This is a genomic window from Bacteroides sp. (assembly GCF_052357945.1).
In the GTDB taxonomy this organism is placed as follows: domain Bacteria; phylum Bacteroidota; class Bacteroidia; order Bacteroidales; family Bacteroidaceae; genus Bacteroides.
The window spans coordinates 1-19,771 of sequence record NZ_DAWCXD010000093.1 but is presented as its reverse complement, the minus strand read 5'-3'; the positions used below and the strand labels follow the sequence as shown (position 1 = coordinate 19,771).

The following is a 19,771-nucleotide window of genomic DNA, read 5'->3' as shown; positions in this document are numbered from 1 at the left end:
ATACAATCAGTACGAACCACAACGAATATTTCAAATAATTCTTTATTATCTCCATAATGTTCCTAAAATCCAAAACGACCGCAAAGATAGACAAAAGCCACAAAAAGAAAGGAGAATCTACATTATTTATTAGATTCTCCTTTCCCTTTTATCTATCTACCGGATCGTTTTTAAATGGTCCGTTCAATGTTCCACACAAATGCGCGCAAGCCTAATTGCTCCGTCTGTAAATCCATCTTATGCAAGGTGTCCAACAACGGATCGACCTTACTGTCGTCTACTACTGTCAGGATAGCCGAGCACATACTTGGCCAGGCATGGCTTCCAAAATGCGGATCGCCTGTCTTCGAACCACGTCCCTGTACTTTTTCGAGGTAGGTAAAACCACGACAACCCAAACGGTCAAGCAATGCCATGATTCGTTCGTAATAAGCCTGGTCGAATGTTATCAATACTGATTTCATATTTCTTTTCTGTTATTTCTTAATAATGCTGTCTTTATTCTCCTGGAAGTAAACATCCAATTCACGTTGACGACGAAGTTTACGGCGACGATTCTTGATACCTGTTCCTGCAAATACACAATATAGAGTAGGAATCAAAATCAATGTCAGAACCGTAGATATCGTCAAACCACCGATTACGGCAATCGCCATCGGACTCCACATTTCAGAACCCTGACCGCCACCGATAGCCATCGGAATCATACCGAGAACGGTAGTGGCAGTAGTCATCAATACCGGACGGAGACGGCTCTTACCTGCCGTTACCACAGAGTTCAAAACAGCTAGTCCACGTTCTCGACAAAGGGTGATGTAGTCGATAAGCACGATACCGTTCTTCACCACAATACCAATCAACATGATACCTCCCAACAAACTCATGACACTCAATGTGCTGTTCGTAAAGAATAGTGCCATCAAGACACCACTAAACGCAAACGGCAGGGAGAACATGATAATGAACGGATAGGTCAGTGACTCGAACTGTGCTGCCATTACGATAAATACGAGCACAACAATCAGGATGGCAAGTGTTCCCAAATCACGGAACGAATCTTGCTGATCTTCATACGAACCGGAAATCTGAATGGTGACTTCTCCCGGAAGATCCATTTTATCTATCACCTTATTACCGGCAGCTACTACGTCTCCCAACGGAGCACCGGAGATTACTGCGGAAACGGTCACGATACGTTCACGGTCTTTACGTTCGATGGTAGGAGGTGCAAAACGCTCGACTACCTTTCCAACGTCTTTCACACGAACGGATTGTCCCTGTGCATTGTAAATGAGGATATTCTCGAGACTTTCCAAACTTGTGCGGAATTCGGGCGCATAACGCACTTTGATATCATATTCATCTCCGTCTTCACGATATTTAGACGCTACCGCACCATTGACACGGTTGCGCAGATAGTTACCGGCGGTTGAAAGATTCAAGCCATGCATCGCCAGTTTCTCACGGTCGAAGTCTACCTGATATTCCGGCTGGTAGTCACTACGGCTGATATTTACTTCGGTCACACCTTTTACTTTCAGCAATTCACGTTTCAGACGGGCTGCTACGCTATCGGTTACCGTCATATCGTATCCGTAAACCTCAAAGTCGGCACTTGCCTGTGCGGACATACCTGTGTTACTACCTCCGAGGATTACCTGTGCCTTACTGAATTCCGGATAAGCTTTCAAATCTTCACGCATCTCATCACAGACTGCTTCCAAAGTGATATCACGATCACCCGGGTCTACCAAACTGATGTTGAACGAGATAATATGCGAACCGTTGTCCTGCATCGATGCCCAAGTATTATCGGAGTCAGCCTGCCCAACGGTGTAGTTGCAGACTTTCATGATGTCTTTATACTTCGTCAACCATTGATTGGTCAGCTTCTGTGACAATTCCTGCGCAATCTCTTTTCGTGTACCGATCGGAAGCTCCAACTGTACGGCAATACGGGCATTATCCTGTGCCGGGAAGAACTCCGTACCGATGCCCTTTGCACACAGCAAACTGACAACGAAGAAAACGATACATCCCACAATCACAATCGGACGATGGCGTACGGCCCAATTCAACATCTTCGCATACCAGATATCGAGTCCGTCGAGCGCTTTCTCTATCGGAGTAAAGAAGAGCTTGAACATCTTCGATGGTTTCTTCTGCAAGCGAAGCAACTGAGAACAGAGCATCGGAGTCAAGGATAGTGCGGCGACCGTAGAAATAAACATGATGGCACACATCATCCAACCCAACTGTTTGAAAAGTACACCGGACATACCGCTTACCATTGTCAACGGGAAGAACACGGCAATCATGGTCAGCGTAGAAGCGATTACAGAGATTGCCACCTCATTCGTCCCGTGCACGGCTGCCTGTTTCGGATCGGAGCCACGCTCAATGTGGGTAGTTACGTTTTCAAGTACTACAATCGCATCATCCACTACCATACCAATAGCGATAGAAAGTGATGAAAGCGAAATGATATTAATTGTATTTCCACTAACCGCCAGGTAAATGAACGATGCAATCAATGAAAGCGGAATGGTGATACAGATAATCAGCGTCGCACGCCAACGCCCCAGGAAGAGGAATACGACGATGACAACGAAAAGCAAGGCATAAACAACGGTTTCCGTCAAACTGTCGATGGTGTTCAAAATGTTGTCGGAGGTATCGACAATGACACCGATCTTCACGTCACTCGGCAGGTTCTTCTGAAGCCTCGGCAAGGCGTCGGCCACTTTCTTGGAGATCTCTACCGAATTGGCTCCCGACTGCTTCTGAACAACAATCATAGCACCTTGCACACCATTGTTATAGGTTTCCTGTGCACGTTCTTCCACAGTATCGACGATTCGGGCTACATCATGCAAAAAGACATTTGCCCCATTATGCGTACCTACCACTACGTCTGCCAACTGTCGGGAATCATCGAACTCACCTTCCACACGCAACGCGTATGTTTCACTACCAATATCGAAGTTACCACCGGGAATATTCTTGTTCTCGGCACCGATGATGGAACTGATTGTTTCGATGGTCAGGTGATAGGCTTCCAGTTTATTGGGGTCGCAATAGACCTGAATCTCACGTTGCGGCGCACCACTGATAGACACGGTTCCGACTCCCGGAATACGTGCCAGCGGATTTACCACACGGTCGTCCAATATCTTATAAAGCGCTGACTGACTCTCATTGGCCTGTACGGAAAGCAACACGATCGGAATCATGTCCGTACTAAATTTGAAGATGATCGGATTCTCGACATCATCGGGAAGCTCCGAACTTACCATGTCGAGTTTATCACGCACATCATTAGTCAGCACGTCAATATCGTTACCAAACTCGAACTCCAATGTAATCAATGACATATTCTCGGAAGAACGGGAGGTAATATGTTTCAGGTTACTCACCGCATTCAACGTATTTTCGAGCGGACGAGTCACATTATTTTCTATATCCGAGGCACTTGCGCCGGGATAAGCGGTCATCACCATGATTGTATTCGTGTCAATGTCCGGATACAAGTCGATAGGTAACTTGGACAAAGAGAAAAGACCAAAAATCACCACTGCCAGGAAGCAGAGGGAGGTCATAATCGGTTTCTTAACCGCACCTTCGTATAAACTCATGTTGTTTTATAAATCTGGTTAATTAATTAAAGCATTAGGCGAAAGGTAGTTTGCACCTTCTATTTAGAAGAAGCTTCTACCTCTACTTCCATATCGTTCACCAAACGCGACTGTCCGGCAACTACAACCTGTGAATTATCAGGTACACCGGATTTCAACTCGTACTCTGTCCCCATGCGTCTACCTAATTCGACTTTATTATAAGACACTTTGCCGTCTTTATAAACGAATACATAACGGTCGCCTGAACCTGCCTGCTTAACGATTGCCAAATCGGGAACAACGACGTTTTCTGCCGTTCCGAAGTTCAATGTGGCACGGGCAAACATGCCCGGACGTACACGCTGGTCTTTATTGTCCAGTCTGATCTCTACCTGGAATGTACGGGTAGTAGCATCTATAGTCGGGTAAATCAGGTTGATGGTTCCTGTAAAGACTTCATCACCATATACATCGAGTTTCACGTCGACAGGCGTACCTTTCTTCACTTTCGTAAAATAGGTTTCGGACACATTAATCAGGAGTTTCACGGGAGTGATCTGCTCTACTACCAGAACCGGTTCTCCACCACTGTACATATCGCCGTTATCATAGTTGCGTGCAGTCACTACACCATTGATAGGACTTTGCAAAGAGGTATTCTCCAGCAAATTCTTATAAGCGGTTTTCTTCACATCGAGTTGCATCTTCGAAGCATCCCATTCTGATTTGGACGCACCGCCCACTTTATATAGTTCGTCGATACGGCTGAACTCTATTTCCTGATTGTCGAGTTGCAGCTTCGTCTGTTTCAGATTGGCTGCATCCATCTGCACAAGTTTCTGGCCTTTGGATACGCGGTCGCCCACTTCTACGAAAATCTGATCAATACGTACGGGAGACGAAGGTGCAATATTATTCTTTACTTCGGCTTCCACCGTTGCTGTGTAATCCTGTATTTGATCTACGGGGCGGGCTTTTACGTCTGCCAGCTTCACAATAGGCTTTGCGTCCACATGTTCCGCAGCAGCTTTGTCTTTTCCACCTGTACATGAGCCCATAAACACAGTTAACAGCAGGGCTACCAATTGGATACTTCTTTTCATATTCCTTACTTGTAATTTTTTAGTTGTCTATCTTTATTCTTTTCCCAGAACCTGATCGAGGTCTGCCTTAGCAACCAGGTAATCGTATATGGACTGATTGTAGGTGAGTTGTGCCTGTGTCAGTGACACTTGGGAACTGTTTAGTTCGAGCACCGTGCCCTTACCTACATCATAACGTTTTTCGGCAATCACCACCGCTTTCTTTGCCTGCATCACATTTTCCTTGTTGCTGACTACCTGCTCTGTGCTGGCACTCATATTATTGCGACAACTGACAATCTGCATATTCAACTGTCTTTCCGTATCGATACGATTCCAATCGAGCTGGCGCATCTGAATACGGGCAGATTTCACTTTCGTAAAATTGCTTGCCTTATATAAAGGTATGCTGATATTGAACATCAGGCTGGAACTGTTGCTCCAGTTATAATCGAAGAAATTGATATTCGGATTATACAATGACTGATATTGATAGGAGAAGCTCATAGAAAGAGTCGGCATAAAGTTCGTCTTTAAAGACTTTACATTCTTTTCGAGCAACTTCATGTTCAAGTCCAACTGCTTCATAGTGGTATTGTTGTTCAGATTCACATTCTCTTCTTTCAACTGATTGGCAAACATGGTCGTCTCATAGTTGGTCAGATTATCATTAATCTTTATCTCCACATCGGCAGTGATGCCCATCAAAACTTTTAACTGTAATTTAGCCAAAGTCACCGCATTGGCTGCCGCAATCAGATTCGGCTTAATGCTGCGCATCTGTACTTCCGCACTGATCTTGTCATATTCGCTCACAGTTCCCTGCTGATATTTGGCATTCACTACATTGTAATTATCTTCTGCCAGTTTATAGCTGCCTTGAAGCACTTCATAGCTATCCTGTGCAAGCATTAACTGATAATAAGCCTTGCTTACCTGATTCACCAGATCCAGTTTAGAAGCACGTGACTTCTCTACTGCCAGTTCAATATCCGTCTTTGTCATCGACATAGCACGGTAAACACCCGGCACAAAGAGTGGCAGGTTAATACTCAACCCGGCATTGGCGGTGTTCGAACCGTCTTGCCCCATCTTGAACGACATATCGTTCAATTTCATTTCAGCCGCTTTAATTGTATGGTCTAAGGAACCGGCAATGCTGGCCTCCGGCAACAGACTTTGCCAGGCTTCCTTGCTGGCAACTTTCTTTAAGGCGATTTCTTCCGCTGCCACTTTCATTGTCGGATTCTCATCCAATGCAATTTCCAAGGCTTTGTCTAAGGTTAAGGTTAGGGTATTCTTCTCCGTCTGCGTGTCCTGCGCCTTTGCAAAACCAAATGCACAGAATGCCACAGCTACCAGAAGAATCTTCCGACCTGTCAATCTTTTCATCTTGTTCATAAACTGAATTTCTAATTTAATCTTAATTGTTTGTCAATAGAACCGCACTTTTACTCTAATCTTCGATGCGGTTCTTGCGATATTCTTGTATAAAGTCTTCCAGTACCCTTGCTCCTTTTTCGGTGGAGATGCCGCGTATATAAGTAAACATGATGGATTCATACACTTCAATGAAAGGATATTCATTGCAGATGTCTGTATTTAAAAGCACATCAAACTGCTCTCGTACCAGCAAATTGACGATGGCAAAATTCACATCCGGACGAAAAATGCCCTGCTCTACTCCTGTTTTGAAGAAAGACATCGTTTTCATCGAATCACTGTCCTGCCGGTTCTTCATCATCTCATATACTTTGGGATATTTCTTAATGTCTTCAAAAAAGCGTTTGTTCGTCTGATGAAACATCTCAATGCTTTTCTGAAAGACTGCAAGTATCACTTCCAACACATTGTGCGACTGTTCAAAGACTTTCTGCAAATACTTGTCTCTGTCTGCCTGTGCCTTCAGTATGCATTCTTTCAACAACGATTCTTTATCCGAAAAGACTTCGTAGAGCGTACGTTTGGAAATTCCTAATGCTGCTGCAATGTCATCCATTGTAATACTCTTGATGCCTTTTGAAGTAAAAGCTTCTGTTGCCGCCGTTATGATCCGTTCTCTTAACTCTACCCGTTGGGAAGCGTCCTTTCCATGCTCTGTCATCATCCGTTTTTCTATTTTATTAAAATGCAGTTTTCGTTTTCTCTTCATTTCCAAAGGAAAAACGGAACAAAGATATATAGAAAACTCAATTAACAAATTAAGTTTCCAGCTATTTATAGTCCATTTGGGATTTATTATCATTCAATAGAGTGAAATGAAAACAAGTGTTAATAGGAAATTTGGAACAAACACAAAGGAAAGGTAAAAGGAGGGAATATAGGAAGTAAAGTTTTATCGCTAATAGAAGAGATGGGAGCCAATAAATGCCGGATAAATATCGATAAGAATCGACACTTACCCGGCAATAACAGTCACCATTATTAACGAAAAGCGAAAAAGGGTCAATTTATTGTCAGTATTCAATCTGTGTCCTCTTCAGGAAGGCGACTGTTTTATGTATTTCCTTGTACATCACAATGTCATCTTTTACAAAAGGCACTTCTTTCCGATAGGCATGGAGAAAACGCTCAAGAACGGGAGAGGTTTTCTGCGGGCGGCGGAAGTCGATGCCTTGTGCGGCGTTCATCAGTTCGATGGCAAGGATATGTTCCAGGTTGTCCATTACTTTATAGAGTTTGGTGGCGGCATTGGCACCCATGCTTACATGATCTTCCTGTCCGTTGGAGGAGACGATGGAATCGCTAGAAGCTGCATAGCAGTACATTTTATTCTGGCTGACCATGGAGGCGGCGGCATACTGGGGAATCATGAATCCGGAGTTCAGACCGGGGTTGGCTACGAGAAATTCAGGTAGTCCACGGAGTCCCATAATCAGTTGGGAGACACGGCGTTCGGAGATATTTCCCAATTCGGCCAGGGCGATGGCGAGGAAGTCATAAGAGATGGCAAGCGGTTGCCCGTGAAAGTTTCCGCCGGAGATGATCCGGTCTTCATCGGAGAAGATGGTGGGGTTGTCCGTGACGGAATTGATTTCGGTCAGCAGTACGGAGGCAACGTAGCGGATAGCATCTTTGGTGGCGCCATGTACTTGCGGAATGCAGCGGAAGGAATAGGGATCTTGCACATGTTCCTTGTGACGTTCGATTAGTTCGCTGCCTGCCAGTAGTTTGCGGAAGGCTTCGCCTGTCTCAATCTGTCCCTGATGGGGACGGATTTGCTGGATGCAGTCCATAAACGGGTCGATACGGCCGTCAAAGGCTTCGAGGGAAAGGGCGGCTATCAGGTCGGCCTTTTTCGAGAGGCGGAAGGCTTTGAGCATAGCAAACACACCGTTGGCACTCATAAATTGGGTGCCGTTCAGCAAGGCCAGTCCTTCTTTGCTCATTAGTTTGACCGGTTCCCAGCCAAATTCGTCGAGCACGCTGATGGCTTCGCACTTTTTTCCTTTATAGTAGACATCTCCGACACCTATCAGAGGAAGGAAAAGATTGGCAAGCGGTGCCAGGTCGCCGGAGGCTCCAAGGGAACCGCGGTCGTAGACAATTGGCATGACGTCATTATTGAAAAAATCGAGGATACGTTGCACGGTGATAACTTGTACACCGCTATGTCCCAATGAGAGGGCGTGGGCTTTGAGAAGCATCATCAGTTTGATGATGACGGGGCGGATTTCTTCGCCTACACTGCAAGCATGGCTTTTTATCAGGTTCTCCTGGAGGGTTCCCAGTTCATCGGGAGATATATTTTTAGTGCATAGAGAGCCGAAACCTGTTGTTATACCGTATAATGGTTCTTCGGAAGAAGCTATTTTTTGGTCGAGGTAGTCGCGACATTTCTGGATGCGCAACTTGGCTTCGGGAGCTAGTTCCAGTTTCAGGTTTTCGTTTATAATTCGTTCGATGATTTCGAAGGTCAGTGCTCCGGAACCGATATGGTATACATTCTTACTCATACGCGCAGGTCTTGATTTACGGCATCCAACAATTCTTTTTCTCTCTGACAGGCGGTTTGCTCGATGGCATCGGCTTCGGTTTGCAGCTGGAGGACAAAATCTCTGTCTTTGAGCGAACCGAGGTTGATACGGACATTCAGTAAGGCTCCCAATACAGCGGTACGGGCGGACATCATTGCTACACAGGCATCTGTGACAGCATTCCGATTGCCGAGACGGGCAACATCTGCTATAACGGACATCATATCCAGTGCTTTGCGGGCTACTTCCAACGGAACGAGGGCAGCTTGTTTGGTTGCCTTCTGGATAGCAGCACTTCGGGTAGCTTTCTCTTCGTCGGTTGTTTTAGGTAGTTTAAAGCAGGCAAATACTTCGTTGTAGGCAGCTGAATCTTTGTCAATAAGTGCCATAAATTCGTCCAACAAACGGAGGGTGATGGTTTGTGCGTGCTGCATTACTTCTTCACTGACTTCGTATCCTTTTTTTCCTACGGTCAGCCGTGCCACCATCGTAGAAAGGGAGGAAGCCAGCGCTCCATTCAAAGCGGCAATACTACCGCCACCGGGCACAGGGTCACTGCAAGCAACTTTATCTAAGAAATCTTTTACGGTTAAATCTGCTAACATGGTATTCTGATTTTTAAGTGATTAATGAATGAGAGTTTTTCAACTATTAAGCGACGGGATAAAGTATGCCGCCTTTAATAGTCATGATTACGCAATTCATGCCTATATAGTAAGGTAGAATATGATAGTTGTCGGAATTGAGGATGATGAAATCACCTTGTTTACCTACTTCGATACTTCCAATACGGTCGGCTCGTTGAAGGGCGGCGGCTCCGTTCAGGGTGAGAGCAGTGATGGTTTCTTCGATGCTCATTTGCATATAGATGCAGGCCAGAGCAATGGTCAGCGGGATGGAACCGGAGAAACAACTGCCAGGATTCAGGTCGGTGGCAAGTGCCACAGCACAACCGGCGTCAATCATTTCACGACCTCGCGCGTAGGGTTCTTTCAAGGCGAAAGCTGTCAGAGGCAACAGGGTGGCTACTACTCCGGCATCAGCCATTGCACGGATGCCGGCATCGGAAGCGTGCAGGAGATGGTCGGCAGACAGTGCTCCGAGTTCGGCTGCCAGTTCGGCACCGTCGAGAGAGACGATTTCGTCGGCATGGAGTTTCAACAGGAAACCGTGCTCTTTAGCTGCCTGAAGCAGGCGACGGGATTGTTCGATAGAGAAAACGCCTTGTTCGCAAAAGACATCACAACATTCTGCCCACTTACCGGAATGGATAAGGGGAAGCATTTCACGAATCAGGAAATCGATGTATTCGTCGCTTCTCCCTGCATATTCTTCGGGAAGAGCGTGGGCGCCGAGGAAAGTGGAGACTATATCGACGCGTTTATGCTCGGCGTTATTCAGGCTGCGCATTACTTTTAGTTGTAGTAATTCTGTGTCCCGGTCCAAGCCGTAACCACTTTTACCTTCTACGGTGGTTACTCCCATGGTGCTCATCTTCTTCAGGAAGCTTTCGGCGGCTGAACGAAGTTTAAGGTAGTTCATTTGCCGAGTGGCTTTTACGGTACTTGCAATTCCCCCTCCCCGCTCCATGATTGACATATAGCTTTCGCCTTTCAGACGCCAGGAGAATTCTTCGGAACGTTCTCCGCCAAATACAAAATGGGTATGGGAGTCGACGAAACCGGGCAAAAGGCAATGTCCGCGAGCGTTATAATGCCAATAGTGCTGGTAGTAACCATCCCGGTCTTCACCACGGTTTTCACCAACGTAGGTAATGATTCCTTTGGTCACTTCCACGGTTCCGTTTTCTATGATTTGCAGTTGAGACATTTCCTCTCCTTTACGGGCGGAAAAGCCGATGGGGGTTACGATACGGGCGTTAAATATGATTAGGTTTTCACTCATAAATAGTTCATCATAATTAGTTCATATAATAAATGGAGATATGAATGGGACGTTCTTTTAGAATGATGTTTGCCATAAAGCAATTGTGATTCATTCTATTTTCTTATTGACTATTCCATAATACGAGCTTCGAGAACTTGCTGCATGGTAAAGTTTTCGAGTCCGAGATAGTAGGAAGCGGTATCAATCAGAGCTTCCATCGGTACAAGACCGATTATTTCACTACCTACAATTGTAACACCGTAACGACGGGCTTCGATACGTACTAATTCGAAGGCACGGTAGAGTGCGGTACGGGTATAGTCGGTCATGTTAATGGATACTTGGGTAATGTTTCGCTCTTTCAGTTCCACTCCCATTGCTTTTACATAACGAAGTCCTCCATTGATATGGCGGATATTTTTCGCTATCTTAGTGGCTATCTCCAGATTATCTGTACTTAGATTAATATTGTAGGCTACGAGTGGCATACGGGCTCCAATTGCTACGGTACCTGCGGTCGGATGTCGTTCAGCAGGTCCGAAGTCAGGTTGCCATTCGGGTAGTTTGATCTTTTCGGCCATTCCTTCAAATTCGCCTTTACGAACGGAGGCGAGATTTTCCCGGTGTGGCGCAGTAGCCGACTTTTCATACAGGAAGACGGGAAGATTATATAGCTCCGCAACTTTCGCTGCTACTTTTTTAGAGAGTTCGATGGCTTCTTCCATACTGGTGTTCTTAATCGGGATGAAAGGAATTACATCTACCGCTCCCATACGAGGATGTTGCCCGGTATGCTGATTCAGGTCGATCAAACGGACAGCTACACCAACGGCTTCAACTACAGCTTCACACAGTGCTTCCGGCTCTCCCACAAGTGTGACAACCAGACGGTTATGATCTTCATCATTACTATAATCAAGCAGTTTTACTCCGGCTTTACCACGGAAAGGGGCTACTATCTGATCTATTTTCTCCAAATCACGTCCCTCGCTAAAATTGGGGACACATTCAATAATCTTATTCCAACTCATATCAAATATCTATTATTATAGAGGTTATACTTTACTGAATAACTATATGTTTTACATCAAATAACCATGTGATTTATCCAAAATAACTGCATGTTCAAACTGTTCCATATATTGTGGGAATTTATTCCTTCACATTATGGGAACGCTTTCTCTTATATTGTGAGACTACTTTCCCATAATATATGGAACTATCTTCTTTATTAATTCTTCGTCCGCCACATACGGCATTGTTATCTGATAATCTCCAGCATGGGACTCATTAAATGCTTCACTCGTTTCCATCGCATGCGGATTACGCGCCCACGAACGGCGGGCTACTCCTCCCATTACGTCCCAAAGCATTGCCGAACGGAGTATTTCATCTACCCGTTCGCTACCGTCGCATACCATACCAAAACCGCCATTGATTGCTTTGCCAATGCCGACGCCACCTCCATTGTGTAAGGCTACCAGACTCATTCCACGGGCACAATTTCCGGCAAAACATTGCACAGCCATATCTGCCATCACATTACTTCCGTCTTTGATATTCGACGTCTCCCGGAAAGGAGAATCCGTACCGCTGACATCGTGGTGGTCTCGTCCCAGCATAATAGGGCCTACTTCACCCCAACGAACCATCTCATTGAAACGGAGGGCTATCTTCATTCTTCCAACTGCATCCTGATAAAGAATACGTGCCTGTGTACCCACCACGAGTTGATTCTTTTCTGCATCCCGTATCCAATTATAGTTGTCCAGATCCTGACCGCGCCGATTGACGTCGATACACTCCATAGCCGCATGGTCTGTTTTTATCAGATCTTCGTGTTTACCACTCAAGCAGACCCACCTGAACGGACCATAGCCGTAATCAAAAAGTTGGGGCCCCATAATATCTTCGACATAACTCGGCCAGATAAATCCGTCTTTTTCATCAACACCATTATAAGAGATTTCTTTTACTCCGGCATCGTATATGGCTTTCATGAAAGAGTTTCCATAATCAAAGAAATAAGTTCCGCGGGCTACCAATTTCTTGATGACCTCGAAATGACGGTGCAGAGATATGTCTACCAAGTGACGGAATTGCTCCGGTGATTCGTGAAGAAGGCGTGTGCGTTCCTCGAAAGTCAGTCCGGCAGGGCAGTATCCGCCTTCGTAAACGGCGTGACAGGAGGTTTGATCGGATAATAGTTCGATCAAAATCTTTTCGTGCTCGGCATACTCGAGCAGGTCTACTATATTTCCATGATAGGCAATGGAACAAGGTTCACGGCGTCGTATTGCTTCAGCTGCCATCCGGTATGCTTCTATGATATCTGCAGTCACATGCCCCACCCATCCCTGGCGGTAACGTGTTTCAATGCGTGAACGATCTACTTCAGCTATGATGGAGACTGCTCCTGCTATTTCGGCTGCTTTAGGTTGTGCACCACTCATTCCTCCCAAACCGGAAGAAATAAATAAGTGTCCCCGCAAATCTTGGTCTTGTGGAATGCCGAGTTTCAATCGTCCGGCATTCAGGAGGGTGTTGAAAGTGCCATGCACAATGCCTTGAGGGCCGATATACATCCAGCCTCCGGCTGTCATTTGTCCGTAATTGGCAACTCCCATCTGTGCGGCAATATACCAATCATGTTGATTGTCGAATTGTCCGATCATCATCGAATTGGTAATTATAACGCGAGGAGCATCGGGACGGGAGCGGAAAAGCCCCAATGGATGTCCGGATTCAATAACCAGTGTCTGTTCCTGGGTAAGTTCTTCCAGATATTGCTTAATCAGTCGATATTGCATCCAATTTTGGCAAACTTGCCCGGTTTCACCATAAGTAACAAGTTCGTAGGGATATAAGGCTATATCGAAGCAAAGGTTATTGTCAATCATTACCTGAAAGGCTTTGCCTTCAATACATTGCCCCTGATATTCATCAATCGGCTTTGCTTTCAAGTCTCCGGCAGGACGGAAACGGTATCCGTAAATCCGCCCGCGAGTGCGTAGTTCTTCCATAAATTCAGGAGCCAGTTGTTCGTGCCACTCGGAGGGAATATAACGCAAAGCGTTTTTTAAAGCTGTGATGGTCTGCGCCGGGGTAAGTGTATAACCACGGTCGGGAGCTCTCCGGATACCTTCTACAAAATCCGGATAAGGAGGTAGCGTGTTGCCAAGAGTTATTCTCATAATAAACAGAATTAAGGATTACAAACTGTAAGCAATACAGTCTTATAACTCTTCGCAATATAGAAAAAAAGAAGATAAAAGACAAGAGAAATAACAGATTTATTATCAGAAAGGCATTATTACATTTACTGCTTAATAGAATGGTAAGATACAGGCAATGTCAGGAGTCTCTTATGCTTTTATACAGATACAAATGCAGGTCTTTTATCCAAACGGACTAATAGGGCTTTTATTAAAATGGATAGCGGATTTTTCCATTAAATCAAAGCTATGAGTTCTGTGTTATTTGCATAATCCGCACCCTAATCATATCACTATGACCATGATTGTATTATGAACATACTCTTTCTCTGCTATACCAACAGAGATCGACAAAATTACTTTTTTTGTTTATTCCGCAACTCCAACAAATATTTAAAGGTATGCTTCGCCTCCTGACTATCATCTTTCAAATATGCCTGTTTCAGTTCCGGATAATTCTTCAATAATTGAAGCATTTTATCTTTTCCTAGAAAATCGACTTTTCCTGTTTCACCATTTAGCTCATAACAGACGCGTTTCGTAACCAAACTTGAAGCGGCAAGAGCATCGCCAATATTCCCTCCCAGTTTTACGTCATCCTCTTCTACAAAGTTTCCTCCGATAACCGAACCTAGAGGCATGGCACAAAAATAGATATTTTTACCCAATTGAACGGCAGGGGCATACCATGCTCCAAAGCGTAACTTTTTATAGCGCAACTTACGACAATTCAAATATAAATCTCCTTTTTCGTCACGCACGGCAAAACAACGCTTCTTCAAGCGTCGACACATCGACTCGTCATCACCGGCCGTTATCCGGTAATCAGCCCCTCCTGTCAATACAATCTGATTTCTGGAACGTTTTTCTACACGCAACACGGCTGTTGTATCACCATGTTGAGCCAGCAACTCTTTCAGGTTGGAATAAATAATATTCTGCGCAATTAACGGAAGGCTAATCACGCTTATCAGCAAACATAAGATACATCCTTTCTTCATAAGCATCCTCCTTTCCTGTCTAACGCCTTTTCGAGTGGAAAGTTATAAATTTTAGCGGATAAATGCAAGAATGAGAAAAGAAATATTGAAAAAAAGCTGCTATCAGGAAATACCCCCTACTCTCATTAAACGGAAAACAGAACTTATATACCCCATTCCTTACAGCTAGTAAAGGCATTATCCAGGCAAGTCATAATATGAGCTTGTTATTCCTTTCTATCTTCCGTTAATAAACAGTAAATCTGCTCTCGACAAAAACAAGCTCTTATCCCGACCGTCATGAATTATATTACCTTTGTGGAAAAGAATTAAATTTGTCATGGAAAAACAAGAACAGATCATTACTACATATCAGCAAATCATTCAGAAAACAGAACTGGAGTTACAGAATGCACGGAAACGTATCTATTATATCAGTCTTCTCCGCCTGATCTTATTCGTAGGAGCTGTAGCAAATGCCATTATCTTTTGGTCTGATGGGTGGCTATGTCTCTCTGCTTTCGCTATCTTACCTTTTATCTTATTCATCTGGCTGGTAAAACGCCATAATTTCTGGTTCTACCGAAAAGACTTCTTGAAAAAGAAAATAGAAATCAATGAGCAGGAGCTACGTGCCATACAATATGACTTCTCTGATTTTGATGATGGAAAAGAATTTGTTAATCCATCTCATCTCTACACTCTTGATTTAGATGTATTTGGCGAACATTCTCTTTTCCAATACATCAACCGCACTGCAACGCCTATTGGCAAACAGCATCTTGCAAACTGGTTCAATGCACATCTGGAAAACAAAGAAGCTATTGAACATCGCCAGGAAGCTATACATGAATTGTCCATAGACTTAGAATATCGCCAACAAATCCGCTTACTCGGCTTACTCTATAAAGGAAAACCTGCCGATACCACCGAAATCAAAGAATGGGCAAACAGTCCAAGTTATTATCGGAAGCGTACACTTCTACGCATCCTCCCGACAGCGGTAACGATCATTAATTTCTTATGTATAGGTCTAGCCATTTTAGGTATTATCTCGGCCAGTATTGCAGGAGGAGTGTTTGTTGGCTTTGTATTATTCAGCACTATTTTTTCTAAAGGAATCACTAAACTACAAACGACCTACGGAGAAAAGCTACAAATTCTTTCGACATACGCTGACCAGATTCTTCTCACTGAACAGAAAGAAATGCAAAGTCATATACTGCAAAAGTTAAAAACGGAACTTACAAGTCAGCATCAAACCGCTTCCCAAGCAGTACGCCAGCTTTCAAAACTGATGAACGCGCTCGATCAACGAAGCAATCTGCTAATAAGCACGATACTCAACGGACTGATATTCTGGGAGCTGCGCCAAGTGATGCGAATCGAGAAGTGGAAAGAAATCCACGCATCCGACCTTCCCCGCTGGATAGAAACCATCGGAGAAATTGATGCTTATTGTTCTTTGGCAACATTCGCATATAATCATCCGGATTATATCTATCCTACCATTGCTGCCCAATCTTTCCATCTGCAGGCTGAAGCTTTGGGCCATCCTTTAATGGATCGCAACAAATGTGTATGCAACGGAATAGATATTGAAAAACGTCCTTTCTTTATTATTATCACAGGAGCCAATATGGCAGGAAAAAGCACGTATTTACGTACTGTAGGAGTGAACTATCTACTAGCATGTATAGGGGCTCCCGTTTGGGCAAAGCGGATGGAAATATATCCGGCTCGCCTCGTCACCAGCCTTCGGACCAGTGACTCCTTAACCGACAACGAATCTTATTTCTTTGCCGAACTCAAGCGACTTAAATTAATCATAGACAAGCTTGAAGCAGGAGAAGAACTTTTCATCATCCTTGATGAAATATTGAAAGGTACAAACTCTATGGATAAACAGAAAGGTTCTTTTGCCCTCATCAAACAATTCATGCACATGAATACCAATGGCATCATCGCCACTCATGACTTGTTGCTAGGAACTTTAGTGGACTCCTTCCCACAAAATATCCGGAATTACTGTTTCGAAGCTGACATTACGAACAACGAACTCACCTTCTCTTACCAAATGAGAAACGGAGTTGCGCAAAATATGAATGCCTGCTTCTTAATGAAGAAAATGGGGATCGCCGTCATTAACGACTAATCCCCATTCCTTGTATGAAAATCAAAGTTTTCTATTGCAATAACATCCAAAACCTGTTTTATTTAGTAGCAGCAAACTGAATATAAAATTTCAAGCTACCTGTTTTAATGTGTCGGAAAAAACTAAGTTAAACAGTTTTTGTAGAGATACTTTTACTGCATTTTACTTTTTGCCAGAAATGCTATTACCGCTGAAGCTTGTTCATCAGTGAAATACTGCACTGACGTTATTGGCTGATATGTATAAGGTATAAACTGGAATAACTGTACAGCTGCAAACTTTTTATCAGCAGAAAGTATCACATCCATACGTATATTACCACTAGCCTCACTCTTTATATTCGAACCTGCAGAGAATGAACCCGAACTCACAAGATTCCTCAAAGCATCCATATGTTTCAAATCAAAGAATATACTATGCTCTTTAGCCACACTTTTGGTTGGCAAATAAATAACTTCTTTTGATTTCCAGAAGAGACGGAAAATCCCCATAAGGAATAAACCTGTTCCCAGAACCATCAAAGCCATACTAACCGTAGAAGACTTATCTTCCAATTCGAAAGTAGAAGCAAAAGCTAAAATACCGACCAATAACATTACAGAAGAAATTAAAACTCCTGAAACACTTGTACGTTTTGCGATATCGGGGTGTGAAGATGCGAAGATAGTAGCATCAATCGTTTGAGTAGTTGCCATAATATTTAAAGTTTAAATTATTAGTAAAAATATAAAGATAAAAAGGATATAGTCACCGGTATTACAGAAGATACCAGTAACCACAAAATAAACAATACCAATAAATAGACTACTAAATAATTATACGCCTCAAAGTATATACATAGTATTCACTTGATGGCTGGCAATAATAGGAAGTTGTTGTACCATAAATCCGCCCCCAGTGTTGTGAAAGTGAGTTATCACGATCAGCACAACATTGTAGCGCATTTTTTAAAGAAAAGAAATATTCTCCAAGTTGCACACGTTGAATACGTGTTACAGATATCTGATGGCTTTGCAAGTTGTTCAATTCAGCCACTGGCTTACCAGGAAGATCCGGTGCGCTGATTTCCCCATGCTGTCTCATTGCATATGTAATAGCACGCTCCTGTTCATCCACCACTTTCGCAGTAGAAACATTGCCTGCTATGCTATGAAAAGCAACAGTCAGCAACAGAAACAATATTACCTTTACAAATTTTGCCATATTCACCTGCAAATATAACAGATTCTCTCTATGAAAAGTTCTATTAAGATATATTTTAATGTATCTTAGTATTAGTAAACGGCAGACAAACAAAAAAGGCTACCCTCACAGGTAGCCTTTTTTATATCTATAAGAATAACTGTAAAATTATTCTGCTGATTCAGCTTTTGGTTCTTCAGCCTTAGGAGCTTCAGTTGCAGGAACTTCAACAGCAGCAGGAGCAGCTTCAGCAGCTTTCTTCGAACGACGAGTACGAGTAGCTTTCTTAGCAACTTTTTCCTTAGCCATGTTTTCATTGTAGTCAACCAACTCGATGAAGCACATTTCGGCATTGTCACCCAAACGGTTACCAGTCTTGATAATACGAGTATAACCACCCGGACGATCAGCAATCTTAACAGAGATTTCTTTGAACAACTCTGTTACTGCAATCTTATCTTGCAAGTTGCTAAATACAACACGACGAGAGTTCGTAGTATCTTCTTTAGACTTAGTAATCAAAGGCTCAACAAACTTTTTCAAAGCTTTCGCCTTTGCAACAGTCGTAGTGATTCTTTTGTGCTTGATCAAAGAGCAAGCCATGTTAGATAACATAGCGCTTCTATGAGAAGCAGTACGACCTAAATGATTGAATTTTTTATTATGTCTCATTTTTTATTCTTTATCTAATTTATATTTAGAAATGTCGGTTCCAAACGACAGATTCAGACTTTCCAGCAAATCATCAAGCTCGGTAAGCGATTTCTTTCCAAAGTTTCTGAATTTCAGCAGGTCAGTTTTGTTGAATTGTACCAAGTCGCCGAGAGTTTCTACGTCAGCAGCCTTCAAGCAATTGAGGGCACGAACTGACAAGTCCATATCAACGAGTTTAGTTTTCAACAGCTGACGCATGTGCAATACTTCTTCATCAAACTCTTCATTGCCATCAGTATCATTACTTTCAAGCGTGATCTTCTCGTCAGAGAACAACATGAAATGATAAATCAGAATTTTTGCAGCTTCTTTCAGTGCTTCTTTCGGATGTATAGAACCGTCGGTACTAATTTCAAGTACTAGCTTTTCGTAGTCAGTCTTCTGTTCTACACGGAAGTTTTCTACAGCATACTTGACATTACGTATCGGTGTATAAATAGAGTCGATTGGAATTACATTAACATCCGTGCAATACTCGCGATTCTCATCAGCAGGTACATAACCACGGCCTTTGTTAATTGTAATATCAATCTGCATAGTTGACTTAGAATCTAAATGACAAATAACTAATTCCGGATTTAACACTTCAAATCCAGTCAAATACTTACCTATGTCACCTGCTTTAAATTCACTGGAATTCTCGACAGTGATGCTCACTTTTTCGCTCTCGAACTCTTCAACTACTTGCTTGAATCTCACTTGTTTCAGATTCAAGATAATGTTGGTAACATCCTCTTTTACTCCAGGTACACTAGAAAATTCATGCTCCACACCATCGATTCTGATAGTAGTGATAGCAAAACCCTCTAATGAAGAAAGAAGGATTCGGCGTAATGCATTACCTACAGTAATACCAAAACCCGGTTCCAACGGACGGAATTCGAATTTACCGAATCTGGAGTCCGCCTCCAACATTAATACTTTATCAGGTTTTTGAAATGCTAATATCGCCATGAAATTAA

At 43.3% G+C, this 19,771-nt stretch carries 16 protein-coding genes; 1 reads left to right on the top strand and 15 read right to left on the bottom strand.

Annotated elements, in window-relative coordinates:
- Window positions 1–170: 170 nt before the first annotated feature.
- From ACT8YW_RS15665 to ACT8YW_RS15615, 11 genes are all read right to left on the bottom strand, one after another.
- Window positions 171–464 carry a PG0541 family transporter-associated protein gene (locus ACT8YW_RS15665; protein WP_005675458.1) on the bottom strand — a complete coding sequence of 98 codons (294 nt, stop codon included), beginning with the start codon at window positions 462–464 and terminating at the stop codon, window positions 171–173.
- A gap of 12 nt (window positions 465–476) precedes the next feature.
- Window positions 477–3,635 (bottom strand): efflux RND transporter permease subunit, encoded by a 3,159-nt coding sequence (locus ACT8YW_RS15660; protein WP_444106014.1) that lies wholly within the window; start codon window positions 3,633–3,635, stop codon window positions 477–479.
- Between the two features lie 59 nt (window positions 3,636–3,694).
- Window positions 3,695–4,720, bottom strand: coding sequence for an efflux RND transporter periplasmic adaptor subunit (locus ACT8YW_RS15655; protein WP_444106012.1), 1,026 nt, complete (start codon window positions 4,718–4,720; stop codon window positions 3,695–3,697).
- A gap of 33 nt (window positions 4,721–4,753) precedes the next feature.
- A complete protein-coding gene (locus ACT8YW_RS15650; protein ID WP_004296312.1) occupies window positions 4,754–6,100 on the bottom strand; it encodes a TolC family protein in 1,347 nt (448 codons plus the stop codon).
- A 55-nt stretch (window positions 6,101–6,155) separates the two neighbouring features.
- Window positions 6,156–6,806 carry a TetR/AcrR family transcriptional regulator gene (locus tag ACT8YW_RS15645; protein WP_195442598.1) on the bottom strand — a complete coding sequence of 217 codons (651 nt, stop codon included), beginning with the start codon at window positions 6,804–6,806 and terminating at the stop codon, window positions 6,156–6,158.
- Between the two features lie 349 nt (window positions 6,807–7,155).
- Window positions 7,156–8,655 carry a histidine ammonia-lyase gene (gene hutH, locus ACT8YW_RS15640; RefSeq protein WP_444106009.1) on the bottom strand — a complete coding sequence of 500 codons (1,500 nt, stop codon included), beginning with the start codon at window positions 8,653–8,655 and terminating at the stop codon, window positions 7,156–7,158.
- The gene (locus tag ACT8YW_RS15635; RefSeq protein WP_444106007.1) at window positions 8,652–9,281 is read right to left on the bottom strand and encodes a cyclodeaminase/cyclohydrolase family protein; all 630 of its coding nucleotides are present in this window, start codon (window positions 9,279–9,281) and stop codon (window positions 8,652–8,654) included. Before ACT8YW_RS15635 ends, hutH begins: the two co-directional genes overlap by 4 nt.
- A 46-nt stretch (window positions 9,282–9,327) precedes the next feature.
- Window positions 9,328–10,581, bottom strand: coding sequence for an imidazolonepropionase (gene hutI, locus ACT8YW_RS15630; RefSeq protein ID WP_444106005.1), 1,254 nt, complete (start codon window positions 10,579–10,581; stop codon window positions 9,328–9,330).
- 110 nt (window positions 10,582–10,691) lie between these two features.
- Window positions 10,692–11,594, bottom strand: coding sequence for a glutamate formimidoyltransferase (ftcD, locus tag ACT8YW_RS15625; protein WP_258975159.1), 903 nt, complete (start codon window positions 11,592–11,594; stop codon window positions 10,692–10,694).
- 165 nt (window positions 11,595–11,759) lie between these two features.
- Complete coding sequence (locus ACT8YW_RS15620; protein WP_444106003.1) at window positions 11,760–13,757, bottom strand: urocanate hydratase; 1,998 nt, start codon at window positions 13,755–13,757, stop codon at window positions 11,760–11,762.
- A gap of 377 nt (window positions 13,758–14,134) precedes the next feature.
- Window positions 14,135–14,779 carry a DUF6563 family protein gene (locus ACT8YW_RS15615; RefSeq protein WP_004307524.1) on the bottom strand — a complete coding sequence of 215 codons (645 nt, stop codon included), beginning with the start codon at window positions 14,777–14,779 and terminating at the stop codon, window positions 14,135–14,137.
- A 319-nt stretch (window positions 14,780–15,098) separates the two neighbouring features.
- Here ACT8YW_RS15615 and ACT8YW_RS15610 point away from each other — a divergent pair, with 319 nt between their 5' ends.
- Entirely contained in the window at window positions 15,099–16,913 is a 1,815-nt protein-coding gene (locus ACT8YW_RS15610) for a MutS-related protein (RefSeq protein WP_444106001.1), read from the top strand.
- Between the two features lie 152 nt (window positions 16,914–17,065).
- Here the strand turns inward: ACT8YW_RS15610 and ACT8YW_RS15605 are convergent, their stop codons facing one another.
- The 4 genes from ACT8YW_RS15605 to ACT8YW_RS15590 all read right to left on the bottom strand — a co-directional run bounded on the left by ACT8YW_RS15605 (window position 17,066) and on the right by ACT8YW_RS15590 (window position 19,763).
- Window positions 17,066–17,608, bottom strand: a complete 543-nt coding sequence (locus ACT8YW_RS15605) for a hypothetical protein (protein WP_444105999.1) — start codon at window positions 17,606–17,608, stop codon at window positions 17,066–17,068.
- Window positions 17,609–17,720: 112 nt separating this feature from the next.
- On the bottom strand, window positions 17,721–18,116 hold the full coding sequence (locus ACT8YW_RS15600) for a hypothetical protein (RefSeq protein WP_004296323.1): 396 nt from the start codon (window positions 18,114–18,116) through the stop codon (window positions 17,721–17,723).
- 147 nt (window positions 18,117–18,263) lie between these two features.
- Window positions 18,264–18,767: a 50S ribosomal protein L17 gene (gene rplQ, locus ACT8YW_RS15595; RefSeq protein WP_004307527.1), complete on the bottom strand. Its 504-nt coding sequence runs from the start codon at window positions 18,765–18,767 to the stop codon at window positions 18,264–18,266.
- A 3-nt stretch (window positions 18,768–18,770) separates the two neighbouring features.
- The gene (locus tag ACT8YW_RS15590) at window positions 18,771–19,763 is read right to left on the bottom strand and encodes a DNA-directed RNA polymerase subunit alpha (RefSeq protein ID WP_004296325.1); all 993 of its coding nucleotides are present in this window, start codon (window positions 19,761–19,763) and stop codon (window positions 18,771–18,773) included.
- Window positions 19,764–19,771 lie beyond the last annotated feature (8 nt).